A 24617-nucleotide genomic window follows, 5' to 3' on the forward strand; every position below is an offset into this window, starting at 1 on the left:
TCTTCAAAAGTAAAAAATATGAGAGTAATAAAGAGACTACTGTGTTCTAAAATAAATTTCGATGATAATGATATTGAATATCATTATCATCGATGTTATACTATAAAAGTCAAGTTTTAAGAACGTATCCATAAAGAACAAAATTCAATCGAACAGGAGCATGGTAAATGGCAACAAGAAGAGAACCAAGGTTTAAATTGTGCAGAAGATTAGGGGTTAATATCTTTGGTCACCCTAAGGCAATGAATAAAGCGACGAGAGACAATAGCCGCTCCGGCAGAAAATTATCGAATTACGGTATGCAGCTTTTGGAAAAGCAAAAAATCAAGGCCTATTATGGACTTTTTGAAAAACAGTTCGTCCGTTACGTGGAAAAAGCAATGAAAAGTAAGGAAATCACAGGTACTGCCTTATTAAAAGCATTGGAATGCAGATTAGACAATCTGGTATATCGAATTGGTTTTGCCAGTTCCATTCGTCAGGCCCGGCAGCTGGTCAGTCATGGTCATATCCTTGTGAATGGGCAGAGGGTAAATATCCCATCCTATGGGGTAGCAGTTGACAGTGTAATCTCTTTAAGTATAAAACAGCGGAGTAACGAAATGATTGTTTCCAACTTCTTGGAGCTGCAAAGTTTTGCATCACCTTATATCGAAAAAAACCTGGAAGATTTCAGCGGGAAATTGATACGTTTGCCAAATCGAGAAGAAATACCGATTGAAGTAAATGAAATTTATGCAATTGAATTCTACTCCAAATAACAAAATGAGCACTACAATTATAGATCATTATCCAACCGTCATTCCTGCTTTGCCACCAGGGAAATCAGCTTCAAGCACGCAGTTTGATGAAGACTCTAACTTATAAGTTTTCGCTGAAAGCCTTGATGTGTTTGCTTACTTTTACATCGGATAGCAATTTCCATTATCTTTTTAATAAGGGGTCAAAATAAATGTGCAAATACAATAACCATAATTATTGGGAGGGTGCTTTATTAAAGAAGAAGGATCTTTGGACGAACTACTTTACTGATTTGAATTGTGCACAAGATGCTATTTTTATCAATACTGCAGTAATTGACTACTCTAGAGACACCGTAGACAATAATTGGGCATGCTATCCTGATGCAAAATCATTATTAGGATTTATTCAATATGTTTATCTTCCAGTAGCTTTTTTCTACACGATCAATAAAGAGAATCAGGATTTATACATTCCCATATGTTCCAGCCACGCATTGATTGAATCCATTACAGAATCAGATTCTCCTTATATCGATAGTATGAAAAATGCCATTGAAGAGTTAAATACGTACTGGGATTTAGAGAATTCTCTATGTATGAAAAAGATCAAAGAATTTTGTACTGGATTTAATGCTTTTTGGAATAAAGACAGCTACATTTTACATATAGGAGTCTTTGAAAGCACATTTGAAATTGCAAAGTACTTAGTAAGTACGCGAGAATTTACTGAAGTGTTAGAGGAAGATATCGGCTTGACGGTTCAGCAGCTCTATAATATGTGTGCAATTTTTTATACGGATACATTTATTCAAAAAACATTTGTTAAAATCTTAAACAATAAAATAGGATGTATCGTATGAAAAGGACTGTTTAGCGCTTGCAAGAAGCCAAATGCTAAACAGTCCTTTTATCTTCGCACCTTTACGTATCAAATAGTTTACGAATCTCCTCTTCACTCATTTTAGCCAAAAAGTTTTCTCCTGGCTGAATGAGTGCATCAATCATCTCACGCTTTTTTTGCTGCAATTCATAAATTTTTTCTTCGATCGTATTCTTAGTGATTAATTTATATACCTGTACGGAATTTTTCTGTCCAATACGATACGCTCGATCAGTAGCTTGCTCTTCCACAGCAGGGTTCCACCAGGGATCATAATGAATGACCATATCCGCACCAGTCAGATTGAGCCCAGTCCCACCGGCTTTTAGAGATATGAGAAAGACATCCTTCTCCCCTTCATTGAAAGAGTTGACAAGTTTGATACGTTCTTCCGCTTTAGTGGAGCCATCCAGATAATAATATCCGATATTTCTAGATTCCAGCTCTTTTTTTACAATAGCTAACATTCCCGTAAATTGTGAGAACAACAATACCCGATGCCCACCACTTACTGCATCTTCCAGCAGTTCTGTCAGCATCTCCAATTTACCACTTCCGCCATGGTAGTCTTCAATAAATAGAGACGGATGGCAGCATAATTGCCGCAGCCGGGTCAATAGGGACAGTATCTTGATCTGGCTTTTGGAAAAGCCATGATTCTGCACCTCATTTTCAAATTCTGTTTTCACTTGTAAGATCCAGGCAGCATATAATTTGGCCTGCTCCTCAGTCATTTCATTGATCATTCTGCTTTCAATCTTTGCAGGAAGTTCTTTTAACACTGCTTTTTTCATTCTTCTAAGGATAAAAGGCTTAATGAAGCGTCCGAGCTCCTTGACAGCTTCTTCTTCACCATTCTTGCTAATGGGTATTTCAAATTGATCCGAAAAGGATTTATGGCTTTTTAGATAGCCAGGCATTATAAAATCAAAGATTGACCATAATTCTGTTAATGTGTTTTCAATCGGAGTTCCCGTTAGAGCAAAATATCCTTTTGCTCTAATTTTTTTTACCGACTTGGCATTTAGTGTATTTGGATTTTTAATATGCTGGGCTTCATCAATAAAACAATATTTAAAAAATCGGTTTTCATAGAACTCAATATCACGTTTCATCAACGCATAAGAGGTTACAATCAAGTCCACTTCGTCAATATGATTCAATTGTTCCTGTCGTTCGTCTTGATTCCCGGAAATGATCATCACCTTTAAGACAGGCGCGAACCGCTCTACTTCTTGCTGCCAATTATACACAAGAGAAGTAGGAGCAATGACTAAAGAAGGAATATCTTCACTTTCTTTCTCAGACATAAGAAAGGTAATGACTTGCAGGGTTTTCCCCAGGCCCATATCGTCAGCCAATATACCGCCAAAGCCATAACTAGCAAGGGACTTCAGCCATTTAAAACCAACTTTTTGATACTCTCTGAGTTTTCCTTGAATCCCCTCTGGGATCGCGTATTCTACATCCTGGGGCTCTAAAATATCCTGCACCATTTTCCGAAAAGAATAATCCCGCCCCATATGAAAATCACTAGATTCTCTAGCCAGGCTGTCAATGTACATGGCATGATATTTAGGCAATTCAATAATTCTATTTTCGATATCAGCAGAATTTAGTTCAAGCTGTTCCATCAACCCATTCACGATCTGTAAATCAGTCGAATCAAGAGGAATAAATGCGCCATTTTCCAATCGATGATAGCGTTTCTTCAATTTATAGGAAGCCAATAAAGCAAATAATTCACTGGGCTGCATATCTTCATAATCTAGGGATAACTCCAGCATATCCGTTTTGGTATTCAGCTTCACTCCCGCGGAAATTCTTCCCGTATACGTAATTCTACTATTCTTAAAATCATCAGAATAAAAGACCTCTGCAGCATTTTGCAGCTGCTGCAGTCCCTCTAGTAAAAAATCATAGGTTTTCTCTTCATCTGCCTGTACCAGTTGTCCTTGAATGATCTCAAAGCCATAGCGTTGAAAAAGAGCAAGTATGTAGTTTTCTTCTTTTTTTGAGCGCAATAAAAATTTCCCAGTTATCCTATGCAACGTTTTATCAGAAGAAGCTAACGGATCAATGGTCAGATCGACATATTTAAAATCAACTCTTGCACGAACACCATCTACAAACCGATCTAAATATATTTCTACTTCAAGTGGCTCCTTATGAAATTTCTTAAGGAGCGTACTGCTTATATGAACGGTTCCAATGTTCTCTAAAGCAGGTACTACAGAGGAAAAGAAATTGGCAGCTTCCGCCTCTGGAATGTATACTTCCGATTTCTTATTTTCATAAAAACACTTCATCAATGGCTTGATGCAGCTAGCAAACAAAGAATCAACTTTATAAATTGTCTTTTGATGATAAATATATTGAAAATCTGTATCCAATCCATAGAATACATCATTCCCTGTCTCCATCGTAAGCTTTAATCCCCCTACAACTGCCTTCACAGATAAACGAATGGCTGGCCGTTCCTTAACAATCCGGATGCCAGAAACTTTCTCATGATTGATCTCTACAGAAAATGGAACCTCTTCCATAATCGTAAAGAACTTAATCATATTTGAATTCGTCAATTTCAAGCGCCGCGTATCGCCAAAAGCGGACACCGAAGAACCATAGGGATTCCAGTCTGCAAGTTGTTTGTCATCAGCATAAGCAGACTGCAATAAATGTAGCAGCGACTTAGCCTGTTCATCAAATATGGCTTCCCGAGGGTTTAATATAAAGTTTTTACCATAAGCAATCTTCTCCTGGGTATCGAGAGCATCCAGAAGCTGAGGAATATTCTTCATGACATACAGTTTCTCGCTGCCAAGGGAAAACTCCAGCCAACTCCGTTTCCCTCTTGGTTCCAAAGAAAAGCCATAGGTAGGCATCAGTCTAATGGGTACTGACTGATATGAGCTGGGTTCTAGCATGTCATGATTAAAAAAATCTAATAGTTCCTGCGTTGCATGAGTTAGAGTGGTTGTTTTTTCTGCACCAAAATAGATTTCCCAATGGGCTTGCATTACCTTTAAAACAGCGACAATATGTTTACACATTCCATGATAATAACTAGAAAATGCGGGGCAATCACATTCGTATCCATCGACTTCGCGATAAGTATTGAAATTAACTTTTACTGTATATACTTCGCTGCCTACTACCTGCGCTTTGTACGCCTGTTCATGCTGCGAATATTTTATATCCTTCACATTCCCATTTCGATAATATTGGCAGCCTTTTACATAGGAACTGCTAGTTGCAGCTCCTTCTTGAATTTTTGCATCTGTTAGCACCAAACTGCCACTCCTTTCTTTATGGGGGCTATACTACTTTTTATTCTTTCATCCCTGCAATTTTACCTTTTTCTGATTAAATTCTTAGCTGTCAAAAGAACAAAGACCAAGCGGCTTTTTCCTTTGAAAGTCAGCCGCTTGGTCTTTATTATTGTAAGGATAAACAAGTTTTATTTCACGATTAGAGCATTCATACCCTATTATTAAAACCGATACTGCATACCCAAAGTGTACTCTCGGCCAGAAGCATCATAGTAGGAATAATATTTTCGGTCAAATAAATTATTCACTCCGAAGGTCACTGTCATATTAGGATTAACGGCATAATTGAATTTAGTATTCACCGTAAAATATGCATCAGAGGAGCCATACACGCCAGAAATTGAGTCATCGTCATTACGTTCACTGACATACATTGCATCTAAATTAGCACTCCATTTGGCGTAACGATAATTACCGCCAAAATGCAATAAATGAGTCGGTATTTCTGAAAGGCTAGTTCCAGAAGATTTTTCTACACTAGAATCCCATTCGCCTTTCTGTAAAGCATAATTCGTATAAATATCCCATTTGCTGTTTATTTTGTGTGTTACATCTAACTCAATACCTTTACGAGTGGCAGAGTCTATATTCTCCCACACTTTTGCCATTTTATCTGGCAAATAACTACCCGCCGGATAGGTTACCCTGGCAATCATATCTTGTGTTTTAGCTTGATATAAAGCTAGATTCACATTTGTCTTTTGGCCAATTTGCTTTTTTAGCCCTATTTCAAAAGTGTCAGAGGTTTCTGGCTTTAGATTTGGGTTTGCTGGTGAATCATAAGCTGTTGATGTCATGGATGATGTTGTAGTCCATCTATATAATTTGTATAAGGACGGAGGATTAAAGGAATGGCCATATGAAACATAATAAGTCGTTGCAGGATCCTTCTGATACTCAAACGCTAATTTGGGGCTTACTTCAGTGTATGTAGTGGAATCAAATTCTTTATCAATTCTGCCTATTGAAAAATCTTTAGAATAGCCATCATATTTCGTATATTGATCATAACGTAATCCACCAATGACACTCCACTGTTTATTAAGTTGGTATTCATCCTGAATAAAAGCTGCCAATAAGCGATCCTTACCACCATTCATAGTATCAATGCTGGTAACTGAGTGATAATCGTTCCAATGCGCGAGTTTTGTAGAAGTTTGATTCATCTCTTCAACTCGCCAATTTAATCCGGTAACTATTGTATGCTTACCTAGATCACTCCAAGATTTTTGCAAATCCATATTCCATGTCTTACTAGGATAAGAACTGTCACTGCCCGGCTTCGTCTTATCGAAGGTACTGCCGCTTGAATAACCATTTGCCGTAGTATCAGTAAAACCAGCATTTATGGTAACATGATTTTTATCATCCTTAAATTGCAAAGCATGTATATCGGCTTCTCTGCGACCAAAATAATTTGTGAAATCAGATTCTTTAATCTCAAAGTATCTGCCATCGGGTAAGACAGCATAACCGTTATATATAGGATTACCATCCGCATCATGAATAAACGTACGAGCATTATCATAGCGGTATTGTAACTTATCCTTGGTATAATTATAACTAATCGATTTTTCTTGATCTATTTTATATTTTAATTTTAACCAATAAGTATCACCATCATAGGCATTGTTACCTTTATCGCCAAAGATATAGCGTGTCTTACCATCAACCGTATTTCCCACAATAATTCCAGTTCCTTGGGGCTTCGTATTAGGAATTACTCCTGTCTTTGGAGCAGCCGTAGATGATGCTGGATTTACAACATGTCCATCTGTAGAACGTCCTTCATAACCAACCGCTACACTAAAATAGTCATTTACTTTTTGATTGATATTGAAGGATTTTCGCCAAGTATTATTACTTCCATATGTGATATCGGCAGAGATCGTATTGTCTTTTGGCTCCTTAGTCATAATATTAACAACGCCGCCAACAGCATAACCGCCATACAATGATGAGGCGCCCCCGCGAACAACTTCAATACGATCTACACTTCCAATTGGAATAGCATTCCAATTTACCGAACCATCATAGGCTGTATTCATAGGCTGCCCATCTAAGAGTACTAAGATATTATTGTCAGAAAATCCTCTCATTTTAATGCCATCCCCAACACCAGCAATACCTTTGGGGCGGTCTACCAAGATACCGACAGAGTTTCTCAATGCTTCATCAATGGTCATAATATTCATTTCTTTAATTTTTTCAGACGTAATTACGGTAACACTTGCAGGAACTTTTCTTGCTTCTTGCAAAATTTTAGTAGCTGTTACTACAACTTCATTAAATTGAAATATATTTTTTTCTGTTTCTTCATCCCCGATAATCTGGTCTTCATTAGCTGCTACAACTTGCGGCAGCAGCAATTGCATCACCACAGTAAATAATACTATTTTACTCTTTACTGATAGCATTTTTTCCACTTTTATTCTCCTCACAATACAATATGATTGCATTCCATCAACGATCTTTTTTATATCCCTCCTTTTTTAACGCGCTATTACTCAGCGACCTATTCACTTTTTGGCTTACTTCCTTGTAGCATATAAAAAAGATGCCTCTCTAGTTTAGACTAGGAGGCATCTTTTAAATAACATAGCATAACAATACAAATCCCGGCGCAAAAACGCCGGGACAAAGTACAGTATATTAAGTATACTTAATCCCCTCCCCATCACTCGTGGGTCAAATGGTGACTGTCAAATAGGCAGTTCTCCTGGCTTTAGTTCATCGCTAACCCAAACCTTCCCAAGACTGTTCATCTCAGTGGTATTCTTTGGGTTGCTCCCTATTACAGTGGCGGGACCGCGCCGGCATTACACCGGTCTTCCCTATTAAGCCCTTATGGGCACCTATTCCTATATTTATTTTTTGACAAACTTTCTTATAATTCGCATTTATCATAACATTATCTTCAAAGGAAAGTCAAATAAATACGTTCCAACTATTACATGAACTGAACTTTCACCGATTAGCAAATTGCGGCTTTGCTGGACACCCCTAATATAATAAAAAACCAGGGCACTATTTCTCTTAACCCAATAGTGCCTTGGTTTTGGTATTATACTTACTTCACGATTCCGCCTTCTACTACAACGGTTTCTGGATCAATGGATTCACCATAAGCAGGTTTTAGCGTTGCATCATATGCTTTGTGAATAAAGTTCTCTTTACCCAATGTTTCTAATTCTGTATTGACCCAAGCAAGAAGTTCTTTGTCACCCTTTTTAACTGCCGGAGCAATCGTATCAAGACTGCCTAATGAAGCTACACCAACGGTATACCCTGTGTTTTCTCTTGCCCAGGCAAATAACAATGTATTATCATGGGCCAAAGCAACACCACGTTTATCTTTTAATGCTTCAAAAGCTTCTGTATTTTGATCATATTTTAACAATTCAATATCTGGATAATTCTTAGTGAAAAAAGTTTCAGCTGTTGTACCCTTGTTTACAATTAATTTTTTCCCTTTTAATTGATCCACAGAAGTAATCGGTGCACCACTTGGAGACACTACGCCTAGAGCAACCTTCATGTATGGATTAGCAAAATCAACTTTTTGCTTGCGTTCATCTGTAACAGTAAAGTTAGCCAAAATCAGGTCAACTTTATTGGCTTGCAGAAATTCAACTCTGCTTGCTGCTTCCACCAAAACGAACTCTACTTTTGACTCATCACCTAATAAATCTTTTGCAAAACGCTTTGCAATAAACACATCAAAACCTTGATTTTTTCCATTGGCATCTACAAAGCCAAATGGAGGCTTATCACTAAATACTCCAATTTTGATTTTTCCACGCTGTTTGATTTCCTCGATACTGCTTTTTGCGGCTTGCTCTTTCTTAGTATCTGTTGTTGCTTTTGAGCCGCAGCCTGCTACGATTCCTACTAATATAATGGCACTAAAGAAAACGGCTAGGATTTTTTTGATATTCTTCATGATACAACTTCCTTTCTTTTTTTGTTTTAAAATTGAAATATATTTAAAAATTGCTGAGCACGCTCTGTTTTGGGGTTAGTAAAGAATTCTTTAGGTTCAGATATTTCACATACTCTGCCCTCATCAATAAACAAAATTCGGTCAGCTACAGCCTGCGCAAATCCCATTTCATGAGTTACAATCATCATAGTCATACCCTGTTTTGCCAGCCCAAGTATAACATCTAACACTTCCCTTACCATTTCAGGATCAAGTGCTGCTGTAACCTCATCAAAAAGCATAATTTCCGGATTCATACACAACGCTCTTACAATTGCAATTCTTTGCTTTTGCCCCCCTGACAACTGACGGGGATAGGAATCTTTGCGATCAGATAATCCTACTTTTTCCAGCAGCTGCGCTGCCTGCTCCATCACCTCTTTCTTTTCTCTTTTTTGTACCTTAATTGGACCTAAAAGAATATTTTCAATGACTGTCATGTGTGGAAAAAGATCATAATTTTGAAATACCATACCAATCTTTTGACGAGTTTTTTGCCAATCCACATTAGAGCCAACAAGGCTTTCACCATCAAACTGGATATCGCCGCCTTGAATACTTTCCAGCCCATTTAAGCATCGCAATAATGTGCTTTTCCCACAGCCTGATGGACCTAGCACCACGATCACTTCACCCTTATGCACACGCAGATGAATACCGTCTAATACCGTCCTTGTGTCATATTCCTTATGCAAATCTTTGATTTCAAGCAAGACTTGATGATTTTCTTTATTCATTGCAACCCCTTCTTAATTCTCCCATTTCGCTTCGAGTTTCTTTGATAATTTCGATAAAGGATAACAGATAATGAAGTATAGGATAAAAATCAGTCCATAAACCCAAAAGGATGCAGTAGGCACTTTTATGATGGATCTTTCTATAATCTGCTGACCTACCTTTACTACATCAATAACACCAATCATAACAACCAGGGATGTTGTTTTCACCATTCTTGTGGATAGATTAATCGCTCCTGGCAGCATACGTCTTACAGCTTGAGGTATCAGCACATATCTGTAAAGTCCCCAAAAACTGAGTCCAATCGCCTTTCCAGATTCAACTTGATGTTTGGGCAAGGATTCTAGTGCTCCCCTGACGATATCCCCCATTTCTGCCGCGCCCCATAGGCTAAATACAATTACGGCAACAACTTCGCCATCTAGATGAATATCCAACGCATTAGTCACGCCGAAATAAACAATAAACAGCCACACAAGAATGGGTATGATTCTAAAAACTTCAAGATAAAGGCGACAGATAAACTGTACGATTCTTGACTTGGACGTTCTTAAGAGCCCCATTCCTATACCTAAAAAAGACCCGATAATAATAGAGATAAATGCAATTCCTGCTGTCATCATCAGCCCTTCAAATAAACGCTGCAATGTTGTTCCTTCAAACAGAACATTAATTCCCAAATTCTGCATATCGCACTTTCCTTTCCAGCCAGGTTAGCAAAAATGACAGAGGCAGAATAATAATCAGATAAGCAGCTACCAGCATGAACAGCGATTCAAATGTTTGATAATACATACCAATGACATCTTGTGTTACATGCATTAGTTCTGCAATAGCAATGGCTCCTACTATCGAAGTTTCTTTAAATAAAAAGATACAATTTGCTGCTAAGGATGGCATGGTTACCGCAAATGCCTGTGGAAGAATCACGTAACGAATTAGCTGCATTTGAGAAAGACCAATACTCAGACCGGACTCAATTTGCGTCTTGCTCACGGCTTCAATTCCACTGCGAAAAGCCTCCGACATATAACTACCGCCCAAAAATGCCAGACCAATAATGGCACAAGTCGTCTCACTCATTGTTATACCGAGTTTTGTCAGTCCAAAATATAAGAAAAATAACTGTATTAGTAAAGGCGTATTACGCGAAAGTTCAACATAAATTTCAACAAGCTCTTTTAAAACCTTTATCCTAAAATATAATATAATACTGCACACCAATCCAATGACCAAGGACAACAATGTACCCCAAAAACCAAGCTTTATCGTAATCCACGCTGCCTTTTGATATAAAGGCAGCGTGCTTATTATAAACTGCCAATTAATATCCATACATTCACCACCATCTACTTTTCTTTACCCCTATGGGGGAAAATATGAAAAATAAAAAAACCAAAAGAACGTAGTCAAAAACCACAGTTCTTTTGGCCTTTAGTTTTCTAATCAGCCATTATTTATTTTTTAACAAGAGACAAACCTATGTAGTATGTTAAAAAAACAATACAAATCTCTGTAACAAAAATTATAGTATCCTCACATTCATTTGTCAATACATGAAATAGGAATAATCAATAAGAAAAATACTAACATAATATGAACAAGCTTCTCATATGTATAATTGAACTGTTTATTGGCTGACTACTGACTGTTAAGGATAAATGCGACTATGATTCAGGAGGCATTAAAACGCCATGGTCAATCAAGTTTTCTTTATCTCATCTTGCTAATTTAGGGAGGAATCTTTGTGGAAGATGCAATAGCAACGATCGCTGCTGCTGTATGGACTGATAATTGGAATCATATGATCAATTTCAAAGTAATCTTACTCAGTATTGTTATTGAAGCCTTTCCCTTTTTACTGATGAGTGTAATTGTATCAGCGTTACTTAATAATTTTGTTTCTGAAAATACGATACGCAATCTGATACCCAAAAGTAATATTCTAAGCATCTTCATAGCCTGTTTTCTAGGTATCCTATTTCCCTTATGTGACTGCGGTATGGTACCAATTATACGACGTTTAATTTTAAAAGGAGTTCCTTTGCCTGCAGCGATTACATTTATGCTGGCTGCTCCCATTGTAAATCCTGTTGTAAGCGCCGCAACAGCATTTGCTTTTCAAAACAATCTATATGTAGTTTTATTGCGCCTCGGAACAGCATTAGCAGTAGCTCTATGTACTGGACTATTGCTCAATAGCTTTGCTAAGGGCAGGCAGCTAAAATCACCAAGTCAGCTCCACGGTCATTCTCATGGATGCTGCCAGCATATGCTTACCAGTCACCATCCTGGGCATTCTCTCCTGCATCGGTCGATCAATACCCTGAGAGATGCCTGCCATGAGTTTTTTGAAATGGGAAAATATTTAGTGATAGGAGCTATGCTTGGATCATTATCACAGATTGCTATTCCTCGGGAAATATTAGTATCCATGGGGCAAGATTCATCATTCTCCATTGGTGTTATGATGGTATTCGCCTTTTTTATCTCGGTATGCTCTGCTGCAGATGCATTTATAGCAGCATCGTTTTCTAGCAGTTTTACCTTAGGCTCCCTTGTAGCCTTTATGATTTTTGGCCCTATGATTGATTTAAAAAATATTTTCATGCTATTACACACATTTCGTACCAAATTTGTGTGTTGCCTCACATTGATCGTTATTATGCTGTGCTCCAGCGCTGCTTATCTGATCAATCACTTGTAAAAGGAGATGATTTATTGCAACCTAGAAAAAGAAATCTGCGTTCTTTAAACACCGGGGCTTGTATACAATCCATCATTCTTTTTGGTTTTATCATTTTACTCCTTTGGCTTGATATTAGTAAACAATTACCCCTATATATTAATCCAAAATTTATAATACTCACCCAACTATCATATTTGGTATTGATTCCTATGTTTGTCATACAAATTATAGATGTCCTGCTTCCCACCTATAGTGTATATGAACATCACAGTCATAAACCTTCTATGATTGGAAAGTATACTCCATTTTTTATAATTCTTCTCTTAGCCTTTGCAATACCGGAAAATACACTCAATGCAAATCTTGTTAACAGCAAAGGGCTCAATAATTCAACCAAGATTCCTACCGCTTCGCTAAAAGATTTACCACGTCCTTTGGCACCAGTGTTCAGGCAAATGGATACCATTAAAGTTACAAACCTCAACTATACAGAAGCAATGTTCGAAATCAATAATTACCCTAGTGACTATGAAGGCAAAAAAATTACAATGGACGGATTTGTATTCCAAAGTCTAGAACTGGCAAATAGCCAAATTTCCCTAGTTCGCTATGTCGTTATGTGCTGCACTGCTGATTCCTTACCTTATGGACTCATGTGTGAAGGGATCGAAACTAAAAAGTATCCTGATGGAACCTGGCTGTCAATTGAAGGAATCATTCGAAGGAGTACATATGATGGTAAAGATGCTGCTACAATTAAAATTACCTCTTTGCAAAAAATTGAAGCGCCAAAAGACCCTTACGTATATCCCTATAATTAACTTGTCATTGCCATTGCTTTAAGTAACACAATATATACACTATCTCACCTGCATTAAAAACTCTGCTGCTTCAGCAGTCGTTTCAGCACAGATGAGGTACTAGTATATCTATTTTCCTTTTGACACAAAAGGACTGTCTTTTACAATAAATCGCCAAGGATAATCTCTTGCCTCTTTAGCATAATCAATATTAATACGAGGAGTCGTTCCGATATTGTTAGACATTATCGTTTCACCCTGTAATAAAAACATACGACCTCCGCACAAATCGATCTCATTTTGCAGTTTTGTAATTCCCATTGCCTGACACAACTTTCCTGGACCGCTGCATAAATTTAAAACAGATTCTGTTTTTCGGCGCCTTTTCATGATTTGCAACCCTTCAACGGGTTCTAATGCCCTAATTAATACAGCTTCTGGATATGTTTCCTGATTGGTTACGATATTCATACAATAATGCATACCATAAATTAAGTACACATAAGCATGTCCACCTTCACCAAACATAATTTTAGTTCGATTCGTGCATTTGTTATTATAAGCATGACATGCAGCATCAATAGAGCCTACATACGCCTCAACTTCTACAATCTTGCCAACTGTCCTGCCATCATTTGTCTCATGAATCATGTATTTTCCTAATAAATCTCTTGCAACTTCTAAAGTAGGCCGCTCGTAGAAACGTCTCTCTAACTTCTTCAAAATATCACCTTCTTCATAGGAATTTTAGCTATTGTTCTTCTATAGTATCTTTTATCTGCGCCTCTGTGATTCCTGCTGATACATTAAAATCAAAAACAATTGAAATGCTAAGTAGTAACGCTTCGCATTTCAATTGTTTTATTTTTTTACTAATTTTAAGTATAACAAGACTAACAATCAGTAAAAATACAAGGTAATGATTTGTATCCCAGGAGGTTGATCCTTTGACAGCATTTAATAAAAAAGACTTTATCGTTATGGCTTTAGGCAATATTATCGGTTCAGGCATTTTTTTGGCCAGCAGCCTTGTAATCAGTGTTGCTGGCATCTGGGCACCTTTTGCCTACCTATTTGGTGGACTCGTTATGATGATGGAAGTATCTTTTATCATTGAGATGACAATCGCAAACCCTGTTTCAGGTTCCTTTAAGGCACATGCCCAAGAAATCTTTGGCGAGTGGTGGGGTTTTATGATTGGGTGGATGTTTTGGGTCAGCGGCGTATTAGGAATGGCAGGTGAGGTTACAGCTTGCGCTATCTTTCTTCGCTTATGGCTGCCTTCCGTTCCATTATGGGTTTGCAGCTTAGCTTTCGCCTTAGGGATTACGCTGCTAAATTTCAATGACGTCAAAGGTTTAAGTAAAATTGAATTAGGGCTTGCTATTACAAAAGTAGCAACCCTCGTGATATTTGTTATTATGGGCTTTATGGTTATAGCAGGTGTTTCCATAGGAGATGCCAGCACAGAATTTATGCTATTTCAATCCCTTCTTCAAGCTCCCCTAGAGGGAATCTCTGGTATGCTCGGCGCTATGCTCCTTATCCTATTTGCTTATACAGGAACAGGGATTATCGGAATCGCTGCGGTTGAAACTGAAAAGCCGGAGAAAACCGTCCCTCCAGCAGCTAAATTTATCACGATTTCAGTAACGCTGCTCTATACGCTATCAGCTTTTCTGATTATTTCCTTGCTGCCCTTAGATTTATTGGATGAAGCTATCAGTCCTTTTGTACAGCTTTTTACCATCTTTAAAATTCCATACGCGGGGGATCTTGTAAACTTCATTCTTTTAACCGCTGGGGTTTCTGCTCTCAATTCTCAAGTTTATTCTTCCTCCCGCATGCTTTTCTCGTTAGCTAAAGAAAATCAAGCACCTCAAATTGCTAAGTATCAAAACAACAAGGGAGTTCCCATAGCAGCGGTTACCATTAGTGGCGTTGTGCTGTTGTGCGGAGCCATACTTTCTTATTATCTTCCTGATAAAGTATTTGTTTATACCGTCAGTGCCAGCGGATTCTTGGCACTTATCAATTGGATGAGCGTATCTGCCACTCATTACTATTATCGCAAGAAACTCCTCGCTGAAAGTCCAGAGAAATTAAAATATAAGGCTCCCTTTTATCCCTATCTCTCTTGGATTTGTTTTTTTATTATCTTCGTTTCGATTCTTTCCACTCCATTGTATCCAGATCAACTGCCAGGTCTATACTCAGGTTTACTGCTCATGCTGCTCATTAGTATTGCCTATTTAATCCGCAATCTGTGGATTCTTAAAAAAGATCATTAATTCTTGCATATTCTCTATAATAAAAAGATAAACTCAATTATAATATAACTATATTAACAGAAAATTACGTCATCTTCTTTAACCGAATATAGCCTTCATTACAAATCAAACACGCAATACACAAAACAATGAGGTGATAGTATCAAAATGATCGCAGAAACGATCCATATTCGTGATATGTATTGTATAACTTGCGAAGGTCGAATTGAAAAGGCCGTAACAAAAGTCACCGGTGTCGTTAAGGTAAAAGCCAATTATGTAGAAAGTAAGGTGTATGTCCAATATGATTCCCTCCAAACCAGCCAGATAGCCATTAAGGAAGCAATTCAATCTGCAGGTTACTTTGTTGGAGAAAAACATACATCCAATGCTATAAAACCTCTGCTGGGTATATCCCTTATTTTCTTGGCTATTCTTCTCTTAGGACAGAATGTCAGTGAGTTTGACATGAATTCTAAGCTAAAGGGTGAAGTTACATATTTTGTTCTATTTATCATTGGTATTTTTACCTCTTTTCATTGCATCGGTATGTGCGGCGGTATCATGTTATCACAAAGTCTATCCAACAGTACTAATCATAAACCCCAATCCTTTTTCCCATCCTTATATTATAATATGGGGCGAGTACTTGGTTATACAATGCTTGGCGGAGTAGTCGGCACTATTGGCTCGGTTCTTTCTCTATCGATAGGATTTATGGCTGGCATTTCCATCTTCGCTGGCATCTTTATGATTATTATGGGTCTTAATATGGCAGGACTGAATTTATTTCGCAGCTACTTAAGAATACCACTGCCTGCTTTTACTATTATGCCAAAGGCTAAAACCCCTTTTGCTATAGGAATCCTAAATGGCCTTATGCCCTGCGGTCCTTTGCAAACCATGCAGCTTTATGCCTTAGGCACAGGCAGCGCAGTACTAGGAGCCTCCTCCATGCTATTTTTTTCCTTAGGTACTGTACCATTGATGCTGTCTTTTGGTACCATCTCTGGCTTTTTTAATAAGAACTCGACGAAACAGATTCTAAAATTAAGCGGTGTTTTAGTCATTGTTTTAGGAATGATCATGACCAATCGCGGCTTAGCAATCGCAGGTTTCAATCTTCCACTTTTTAATTTACCTGCTCAAAGCAGGAGCGAAACTTCGATGGCAGCAAAGGCACAACTTGATAATGGCATTCAAACAGTACGCATGTCAGCAAACAATCAAGGCTATGCTCCTAATGTTCTCTACGTACAAAAGGGCATACCTCTAAAATGGGTTATCATCGGAGAGCAAATCAATTCCTGTAACAATGAAGTCATTGTACCCTCCCTGCAAATTAAGAAAAAATTAGTTCCCGGGGAAAATATCATTGAGTTCACGCCTCAGGATCAGGACCTGCCTTTCAGCTGCTGGATGGGCATGATTCGAGGGCTGATTAAAGTTGTCGATGATGTAAATGCTGTAGACGTGGCTAAGGAAACAACTGCCATTCCTGCTGGAAGTGGCTGCTGCAGCACAAATGGATCTTCCTCATGCTGCAGTCCCCCCCTCCAAGCTAGTATCTATGGCGATGATCTCAACAAAGTGTCTACGGAAAAAATAATTCGCAAAGCCACTTTGCAAAATAAACTGCAAACCATAAATATAAAGGGAATTGGCTATGAATTTGATCCCTTGATTATGGTTCTAGAAAAGACGACAGCAAAACTTGCTATTGATCTGTCAACCTTTGATGATCCTGAAGGAACATGGGATATTGTTGATTATCAGCAAAAGAAAATCATCGCATCTTTCGAAGGAAAAAAAGAAATTGTAAACATACAATTCACTCCTCCATCAATTGGCACTTTTGGTATTTACAAAAACCGACAGGCAACAAGTATTATTGAAGTTGTTGAAAAACTTGAAAACACAAATCTTGAAAAAGTTAGAGCAAAATTCTTGTAGAAAACCTTTTTGGTCATTAAGGATAATACTAAAAACTAAAGGGGAAGTATTGCACAGATTTCTTTGGAATCTCAGCAATACTTTCCCTTTACTTTGCATTAATTTATTATACAGAGCTAAAAAGGATTTTGCCATTTATTGGCGAATTAAAATTAGTACTCAAGAAAATTTGTACATTTCTAGAAAAACGTGGAAATAATTGTAGAAAAATGTAGAATTGTATGTACATATGCTAAATGTGCATTAGAGGTGCCAAAACAGTGAAGAAAATAAACCTAACAACAAAGCTTAATTTAAAGATAATTGGTGTTGTTTTATTGCTCATGATCACTGTTACCGTTCATAATCTTTGGCTGTCTTTGCAAGAAGAAAATGAAAAAAATGCTCTATGGCTTGTGTCGATTACTGATTTTCTGGTCAAAAGAAAGCCCGAAGGATCATTCAGTGACATCGTCGCTAATCATGGGCCTTTTCAGTCAACTCAGCAAGAAATTATGATGATTAATCATGAGCTTCAGCCAGTCTTACAATCTGTGCTTATACCCTCTAATATCATAAAATTCGGCTTTTATTCCCGGCAGCACGATAGCATTGTTGCCCTTGGTCCCCATTCTGATATTTCTATATTATTAGGAATTGATGCAAAACCATTTAAAAAAGCTTTTAACTCTGATACTGAACGGTTCATAGAACGAAAAAATTCGCTAGTATGGCATGGTGCTAATTCGCTCATTCATGTTAAACCAGTTACAGATCAGAATGGCAACATTATCGGCCACGCTTTTGCTGCAATTAATCAAGATGCTGTAAATACTGCTATGTGGAAACGAACGGCAAATACCTTGGGAGCAGTCTTTTTTATGCTCTTGGTATGCATTGTAATCTTTCGTGAACTCTTCAATAAGTTAAAAAAAGATATGCAGCTATTCGCTGAGCGAATTCTGAGCGGATGCACCAGCAATTTTAATAGTGAATTATCCGAATTCACTCCAATCCTGCAATATATTAGTGATCAAACTGAAAAGATGACACGTCTCGACCGACTGAATATTATTGGTGAAATGGCAGCAGGCATTGCTCATGAAGTACGAAACCCTATGACGACAGTAAGAGGCTTACTGCAATTTATGGGAAACAAGCAAGAGTTTGCTAAACAGAAGGAAAAATTTAATCTGATGATCGATGAAATTGATCGTGCAAATAAGATCATCACAGAATTTCTGTCCCTTGCCAAAAATAAAGCTATGAATTTTTCTGAAAAAAACTTAAACGATATCATTCGTGATATTTATCCTTTAATACAGGCAGATGCGCTGCGTAATAATAGTGATATTAAAATTTCTTTAGGAGATATTCCACCTTTATTTCTAGATCAGGACAGTATTCACCAGCTGATTCTCAACATGGTTCGAAATGGGCTTGATGCCATGCCTAAGGGCGGCTTGATCCACATAAATACTACAAAAAATGAACATAAAGTAATTTTATCCATAAAAGACCATGGTCTGGGTATACCAAAAGAAGATATAGACAAACTAGGAACGCCTTTTTATACGACAAAAGATCATGGCACTGGATTAGGATTAGCCGTTTGCTACCGAATCGTACACCGTCATGCAGCAACCCTTTCTATTAGCAGCGAAGTTGGACAGGGCACTATTTTCACTATAGAATTTGAAACGCTTTCATCACAAACCTTATCTTCTATTAAAGATACTAGCGTTAATACTCTAAAACCGAGGTGATAAAAATGCTTGAGAAAATGATTTCTCTGTTATTTTTGATTGGTAGTCTAACGTATTTATATTGGGCTCAAGAATTCACTTTCGGCACTCTTGGGTCACCTAAATCCGGCTTTTTACCAAATTTAGCAGGAATCTTAGCTTTAATACTGTCTATCACCGTCATTTTTCGTCAATTTCAATATAAAAAGTCTGCAAATAAAGATGCTGTAGACTGGACAAAATTTTTATTTATCCTTATTGGCTTGGTATTTTATCTAATGATTTTAAGCATTGTCGGCTACTTCGTCGCAACGTTTATATTCCTATTTTATTTGTTTAAGGTAGCTGACACAGCCGGATGGCGTTTTCCATTAGTAGTTTCTTTTTGTAGCTCTGCAGCCTTTCATCTATTATTCACCTACTATTTAAAAGTCGCATTACCATAGAATTGGAGGTAACGATTTGGACATTTTAAACCTGCTACTACAAGGAATTTCTGTGAGTATTATTCCAGTTAATTTATTATCTTGCACTATTGGCGTTTTAATTGGCACATTGGTAGGCGTATTACCGGGAATTGATACCGTTAGCGCCATTGCCTTACTACTCCCTTTTAGCTATGGTATGGACAGTACTGCTGCGCTTATTATGTTTGCAGGGATTTATTATGGATCGAAGTACGGTGGTTCCACTACCTCCATCTTAATTAACGTGCCGGGAGAAGCAGCTTCTGTCGTCACCTGCTTAGATGGCTATCCCATGGGCCAAAAAGGGCGAGCGGGAGCAGCTCTGGCCATTTCTGCCATTGGCTCATTTATTGCTGGCACCATTGGTCTAATCGGGCTGACCTTGCTAGCCCCGCCGTTAGCTCAAGCTGCACTAGTCTTTGGACCTCCCGAATATTTTTCTCTTGCTTTAGTCGGTTTAATTTTATTATCCAGATTGACTGGCACTTCTGCACTGAAGTCTGCCCTCATGGCTGTCATCGGTATCATGCTAAGTACAATCGGTTTAGACAGTTTATCTGGCATTAGCCGCTTCACTTTTGGCATTGATGAATTAGACCGAGGCTTTGACTTATCCATTCTAGCGATGGGACTCTTCGGTATTGGGGAAATTCTAACCGCTATGACCCATGCCGAAGCGAAGCCAGATATACCTTCTGTAAAATTTCGTGATTTATACCCTACCAAGAAAGAATGGCAGCGTTCTATTACTCCTATGTTCCGCGGAGGAATTGTTGGCTTTCTCGTAGGTTTATTGCCTGGTCCTGCAGCAACCATATCGAGTTTTATATCCTATGGATTAGAAAAACGCTGCAGCAAACACCCCGAAGAGTTCGGTCACGGCGCCATTGAAGGAGTCGCGGGCCCAGAGTCGGCCAACAATTCAGCTATTTCAGCTACAATGATTCCTTTACTATCCTTAGGGCTCCCCTTTTGCGGAGCAACGGCAATTCTGCTCAGTGGCTTTATGATCCATGGTATTACTCCCGGTCCATCATTGATAACTGAGCGGCCCGAACTTTTTTGGGGGCTTATTGCCAGCATGTACATTGGTAATGTTCTTTTATTGATTATTAATTTACCCTTAATTGGAGTCTTCGTTCAGCTGCTTAAAACCCCACTCAATATCCTTATGCCGTTAGTCGCAGTAGTCACTCTTACCGGTGCTTACTCCATTAATAACAGCATGTTTGATTTGATATGGGTTATTTTTTTCGGCATTTTAGGATTCCTGCTGCAGCGGGTGGGATTTGAACCAAGTCCTTTGATCATTGGATTGGTATTGGGTCCAGAATTAGAACGAGGATTAACGCAAGGACTGATTATTTGCAACGGCAGTATATGGGCCTTGATTACCCGCCCCATTACAGCCACCATTCTATCCATCGGAGCCGTTGCCATTTTGTATAACTTCGTTACATGGTTTACCAAATATGATAACACAAGAAAGGAGCTAGATATCTAACATTATTACTTTAAAAAAGGAGAGGATGAAGTGAAGAGAAAAAGTTTAACTTCTTTGATTACATGTCTATTAGTTTTATCAATCATAGTAGGAGGTTGTACGAGCATGGAAAATAAAACGGTTCCTGCAACCAGCAAATATCCAGATAAGCCGATTACTCTTATTGTTCCTTTTAGTGTAGGAGGTGGTACAGATCTGGTAGCCCGTCTGCTAGAAAAAAGAGCTCTTGATTATTTAGGACAGCCCTTAGTTATTGTTAATAAACCTGGAGGGGCTGGAACGATCGGCTGGAATGAAGTAGCTGGTAGTTCGGATGGTTATACCTTAGGCATGACCGGAGTGGAAATCATATTGCAGCCCCTATATGGTCAAACCAAATATCATTATCCTACTGCTTTAGATCCTATTGCCCAAATTGCAGAATTATCAATAGTAATGGTAGTGCAAGATACTCAACCATGGAAAGACCTCGATGAGCTAATCCGTTACGCTACAAAACATCCTGGAGAAATTAAGTTTGGTCACGGAGGTATGGGCACAACAGGTCATGTTGCTGGAGAAATGCTTGCTAAATCCGCCGATGTACGTCTCGAACAAGTTCCATTCCAAGGATCAGCAGAAGCAACAGCAAGCTTGCTAGGAGGTCATATACAAGTTCTTTTTACGAATCCAGCCTCTGTTAAAGAACATGTCAAAAATGGAACCGTAAGAATACTTGCAGTAGCAAGTGAACACCGACTTAAAGATCCTGTCTTTGCAAATGCGCCTACATTTAGGGAGCAAGGATTCGATGTTGTTTGTAGTAGTTGGCACGGTATTGCAGCGCCTAAAGATTTACCGGTGGAAGTAAAAGATAAATTGGCTAAAGGATTTGAGGCAATCATTAATGACCCTGAATTTCAAAAAAACATAGAAGCATTAGGATTTGAATTTTCCTATTTAGGTCCAAAAGAATCACAAGAAAAGTGGATAACAGAAAACCAGAAATTATCTAAAACAGTACAAGAAACTGGAATTCTGGATAAAATAAAAGCACAAAAAAAATAATGGAATCTTCACAATGGTATCGGAATTCCCCATTCTTTCCCCTCTTTTCTTGAATAACAACATTAGGAGGTCATCAAGTGCCAAAACGATCTTTTATCTTATTTACATCTTTCTTAATAAGTATTTTACTACTGGGAGGTTGTTCCAGTATGGAAAAGGAAGCGATTCCTGCAGCTACCAAATATCCAGAAAAACCGATTACTCTCATAGTTCCTTTTGGAGTCGGCGGTGGGATCGATCTCGTTGCTCGTACAGTGGAAAAATCAGCGTCTACGCATTTAGGACAGCCATTGGTAGTCATTAACAAACCAGGAGGAACTGGTACTATTGGATGGAATGAGGTCGCAAGTGCCTCTCCTGATGGCTATACTCTAGCAATGACGGGGATTGAAATTATATTGCAGCCATTGTATGGCCCAACGAAATTTCATTATCCAAGTGCATTGGAACCAATTGCACAAATTACTGAATTATCCTTAATTATGGCAGTCCAAGCTGATCAGCCATGGAATACTCTTGAAGATTTGATTGCTTATGCAAAAGAACATCCAGGAGAAATAAAATTTGGTCATCCCGGTATAGGCGGTATCAACCACGTACTTGGGGAAACCTTTGCCAAGACCGCCAATATTCAATTAGAGCAAGTACCTTTCCAGAGCGGTGCAGAGGCAATGTCAAACTTATTAGGCGGTCATATTCAAGTTGTTTTTCTTAATCCCGCAGCCGTGAAAGAACAGTTAAAGGCCGGAAAGGTAAAAGCACTGGCATTAGGAGGTGAAAAACGATTAACCGATCCAATCTTTGCAACTATACCTACCTTTAAAGAACAAGGCTTAGATGTGGTTTGTAACAGTTGGAATGGAATAGCTGCACCTAAGGGACTGCCTGAAGACGTTAAAAAGAAATTGAGCGAAGGGATTAAGAAAGTAATCGATGATCCAGAATTTCAAAGAAATATGGAAAATTTAGGTCTGCAAGTTACCTATCTAGGACCAGATGATTCTGCTAAAAAATGGCTGATAGATAGTCAACAATTAACTAAAACAGTACAAGAAACGGGCATTGCCGAAAATATTAAAACACAAAAGAAATAAATGGTGTATAAATGCTGGCAATAATGGGAGGTTATCAAGTGCCAAAAAGATCATTTATAGTATTTATCTCTTGCTTATTTACTATTTTAGTATTGGGAGGTTGTACAAGTATGGAAAATAAAGCAGTAACTTCAAAAAAAAGCTACCCTGACAAACCGATCACCCTAATTGTTCCCTTCGGAGTTGGCGGTGGTATGGATTTGGTTGCTCGCTTACTGGAAAAGAGTGCTCCCACACACTTAGGACAACCCTTAATTATTACTAACAAACCAGGGGGAGCAGGTACAGTAGGATGGAATGAATTGGCGAGTGCAAATCCCGACGGTTATACTCTTGGTATGACAGGTGTAGAAGTAATATTGCAGCCTCTATATGGAACAACTAAATATAACTACCCTACCGCTTTAGATCCTCTTGTACAAATTGCAGATTTATCGATTGTGATGGTGGTTAGGACTCAAGATCCTTGGCAAAATATCACTGATTTAATCTCTTATGCTAAACAACACCCAGGAGAAATCAAATTTGGACATGGAGGGATCGGTACAATCGGTCATGTCACTGGAGAGACTTTTGCTAAAGCTGCCAATATTCACCTCGAGCAAGTGCCCTATCAAAGTGCAGCCGAAGCAATGGCAAGCTTACTCGGTGGACACGTTCAAGTTGCTTTTCTTAATCCAGCATCTGTTAAAGAGCAGATGAAAAATGGAATGGTCAAAGCTTTCGCTGTAGCAACTGACCAAAGGCTAGTTGAGCAAAATTTTACCGACATACCTACATTTAAAGAACAGGGATTAGAAGTGGTATGTACTAATTGGTATACTATAGCTGCCCCAAAAGATTTACCAAATGAAGTTAAAGTCAAATTAACTGAAGGATTTAAAGTAATGATTAACGATCCTGAATTCAAAAATAATATGAATAAGTTAGGATTACAAGTCACCTATTTAGGACCTACTGAATCTGCAGAAAAATGGATATCAGAAAACCGAAAACTCTCTGTAACGGTACAAGAAACCGGCATCTTAGAAAAAATTAAATCACAAAAAAAATAGAAGAACTAGCAAAAATAAAGGGGCTGTCTCAATAAGAAATTGAGATAGTCCCTTATATGTATTAAAAATACAAGAGGCAGGTTCCGAAGAACCTGCCTCTTGGTGTAGAATTAAACTGCTATGAAAAACTTTACACATATAAATCCTACAACAAAAACAAATTCATATCAACTAGTTTTACCGCTTCCTATCGAAATCCTCATACCAGAAAACGATTCGGTCAGGCTGTTAAGTAAGATAATGGATCAACTTGATTATTCGCTGTTATACAAAGCGTATTCTCGTAAAGGCAGAAAATCAGTAGTCTCACCTAAAATGCTTTTCAAAATTATCGTTTAT

At 38.2% G+C, this 24617-nt stretch carries 19 protein-coding genes, 1 pseudogene and 1 riboswitch; of the genes and pseudogenes, 13 read left to right on the forward strand and 7 right to left on the reverse strand.

The genetic code is table 11. The features are described 5' to 3' along the window. Nucleotides 1-167 precede the first annotated feature (167 nt). Together rpsD and BMZ99_RS21025 are read left to right on the forward strand one after the other, a co-directional pair. On the forward strand, nt 168-761 hold the full coding sequence (gene rpsD / locus BMZ99_RS21020) for a 30S ribosomal protein S4 (RefSeq protein ID WP_090942429.1): 594 nt from the start codon (nt 168-170) through the stop codon (nt 759-761). A 191-nt stretch (nt 762-952) separates the two neighbouring features. Beyond that, a complete protein-coding gene (locus tag BMZ99_RS21025; protein WP_090942431.1) occupies nt 953-1603 on the forward strand; it encodes a hypothetical protein in 651 nt (216 codons plus the stop codon). Between the two features lie 61 nt (nt 1604-1664). On the opposite strand, the gene BMZ99_RS21030 is transcribed toward BMZ99_RS21025, so the two are convergent. The 6 genes from BMZ99_RS21030 to BMZ99_RS21055 all read right to left on the reverse strand — a co-directional run bounded on the left by BMZ99_RS21030 (nt 1665) and on the right by BMZ99_RS21055 (nt 11010). Next, nucleotides 1665-4913, reverse strand: coding sequence for a DEAD/DEAH box helicase (locus BMZ99_RS21030; protein ID WP_090942487.1), 3249 nt, complete (start codon nt 4911-4913; stop codon nt 1665-1667). A gap of 203 nt (nt 4914-5116) precedes the next feature. Then, nucleotides 5117-7372 (reverse strand): TonB-dependent receptor, encoded by a 2256-nt coding sequence (locus BMZ99_RS21035; protein WP_245755095.1) that lies wholly within the window; start codon nt 7370-7372, stop codon nt 5117-5119. Nucleotides 7373-7647: 275 nt separating this feature from the next. After that, nucleotides 7648-7829: riboswitch (cobalamin riboswitch) on the reverse strand. A gap of 196 nt (nt 7830-8025) precedes the next feature. Then, nucleotides 8026-8898 (reverse strand): cysteine ABC transporter substrate-binding protein, encoded by an 873-nt coding sequence (locus BMZ99_RS21040; RefSeq protein ID WP_090942436.1) that lies wholly within the window; start codon nt 8896-8898, stop codon nt 8026-8028. A 26-nt stretch (nt 8899-8924) separates the two neighbouring features. Next, nucleotides 8925-9674, reverse strand: coding sequence for an amino acid ABC transporter ATP-binding protein (locus BMZ99_RS21045; protein ID WP_090942439.1), 750 nt, complete (start codon nt 9672-9674; stop codon nt 8925-8927). 12 nt (nt 9675-9686) lie between these two features. Next, nucleotides 9687-10364: an amino acid ABC transporter permease gene (locus tag BMZ99_RS21050; protein WP_090942442.1), complete on the reverse strand. Its 678-nt coding sequence runs from the start codon at nt 10362-10364 to the stop codon at nt 9687-9689. Continuing rightward, nucleotides 10345-11010 carry an amino acid ABC transporter permease gene (locus BMZ99_RS21055; protein ID WP_090942445.1) on the reverse strand — a complete coding sequence of 222 codons (666 nt, stop codon included), beginning with the start codon at nt 11008-11010 and terminating at the stop codon, nt 10345-10347. The genes BMZ99_RS21050 and BMZ99_RS21055 overlap by 20 nt, the downstream gene beginning before the upstream one ends. A gap of 412 nt (nt 11011-11422) precedes the next feature. Between BMZ99_RS21055 and BMZ99_RS21060 the strand changes: the two genes are divergently transcribed. Both BMZ99_RS21060 and BMZ99_RS21065 read left to right on the forward strand, forming a co-directional pair. Next, the gene (locus BMZ99_RS21060; protein WP_090942449.1) at nt 11423-12382 is read left to right on the forward strand and encodes a permease; all 960 of its coding nucleotides are present in this window, start codon (nt 11423-11425) and stop codon (nt 12380-12382) included. A 14-nt stretch (nt 12383-12396) separates the two neighbouring features. Then, nucleotides 12397-13185, forward strand: coding sequence for a TIGR03943 family putative permease subunit (locus BMZ99_RS21065; RefSeq protein WP_090942452.1), 789 nt, complete (start codon nt 12397-12399; stop codon nt 13183-13185). 108 nt (nt 13186-13293) lie between these two features. Here BMZ99_RS21065 and BMZ99_RS21070 read toward each other — a convergent pair whose 3' ends face one another. After that, on the reverse strand, nt 13294-13887 hold the full coding sequence (locus BMZ99_RS21070) for a DNA-3-methyladenine glycosylase (RefSeq protein ID WP_090942455.1): 594 nt from the start codon (nt 13885-13887) through the stop codon (nt 13294-13296). A gap of 224 nt (nt 13888-14111) precedes the next feature. Between BMZ99_RS21070 and BMZ99_RS21075 the strand changes: the two genes are divergently transcribed. From BMZ99_RS21075 to BMZ99_RS26805, 9 genes and pseudogenes are all read left to right on the forward strand, one after another. Next, a complete protein-coding gene (locus BMZ99_RS21075; RefSeq protein ID WP_090942458.1) occupies nt 14112-15455 on the forward strand; it encodes an amino acid permease in 1344 nt (447 codons plus the stop codon). Between the two features lie 147 nt (nt 15456-15602). Then, nucleotides 15603-17387 carry an urease accessory protein UreH domain-containing protein gene (locus tag BMZ99_RS21080; protein ID WP_090942461.1) on the forward strand — a complete coding sequence of 595 codons (1785 nt, stop codon included), beginning with the start codon at nt 15603-15605 and terminating at the stop codon, nt 17385-17387. A gap of 260 nt (nt 17388-17647) precedes the next feature. Continuing rightward, complete coding sequence (locus BMZ99_RS21085) at nt 17648-19132, forward strand: ATP-binding protein (RefSeq protein ID WP_090942465.1); 1485 nt, start codon at nt 17648-17650, stop codon at nt 19130-19132. Between the two features lie 5 nt (nt 19133-19137). Then, nucleotides 19138-19557: a tripartite tricarboxylate transporter TctB family protein gene (locus BMZ99_RS21090; protein WP_090942468.1), complete on the forward strand. Its 420-nt coding sequence runs from the start codon at nt 19138-19140 to the stop codon at nt 19555-19557. Nucleotides 19558-19573: 16 nt separating this feature from the next. Further along, complete coding sequence (locus BMZ99_RS21095) at nt 19574-21082, forward strand: tripartite tricarboxylate transporter permease (protein ID WP_090942471.1); 1509 nt, start codon at nt 19574-19576, stop codon at nt 21080-21082. Between the two features lie 105 nt (nt 21083-21187). Next, nucleotides 21188-22129 (forward strand): Bug family tripartite tricarboxylate transporter substrate binding protein, encoded by a 942-nt coding sequence (locus tag BMZ99_RS21100; RefSeq protein ID WP_090942475.1) that lies wholly within the window; start codon nt 21188-21190, stop codon nt 22127-22129. Nucleotides 22130-22278: 149 nt separating this feature from the next. Then, the gene (locus BMZ99_RS21105) at nt 22279-23223 is read left to right on the forward strand and encodes a Bug family tripartite tricarboxylate transporter substrate binding protein (RefSeq protein WP_090942490.1); all 945 of its coding nucleotides are present in this window, start codon (nt 22279-22281) and stop codon (nt 23221-23223) included. 110 nt (nt 23224-23333) lie between these two features. Beyond that, the gene (locus BMZ99_RS21110) at nt 23334-24278 is read left to right on the forward strand and encodes a Bug family tripartite tricarboxylate transporter substrate binding protein (protein ID WP_090942479.1); all 945 of its coding nucleotides are present in this window, start codon (nt 23334-23336) and stop codon (nt 24276-24278) included. A gap of 120 nt (nt 24279-24398) precedes the next feature. Next, a pseudogene (locus tag BMZ99_RS26805) lies at nt 24399-24617 on the forward strand (hypothetical protein); the annotation flags it as partial.

The sequence above is a fragment of the Pelosinus propionicus DSM 13327 genome, assembly GCF_900114615.1.
In the GTDB taxonomy this organism is placed as follows: Bacteria; Bacillota; Negativicutes; order DSM-13327; family DSM-13327; genus Pelosinus; species Pelosinus propionicus.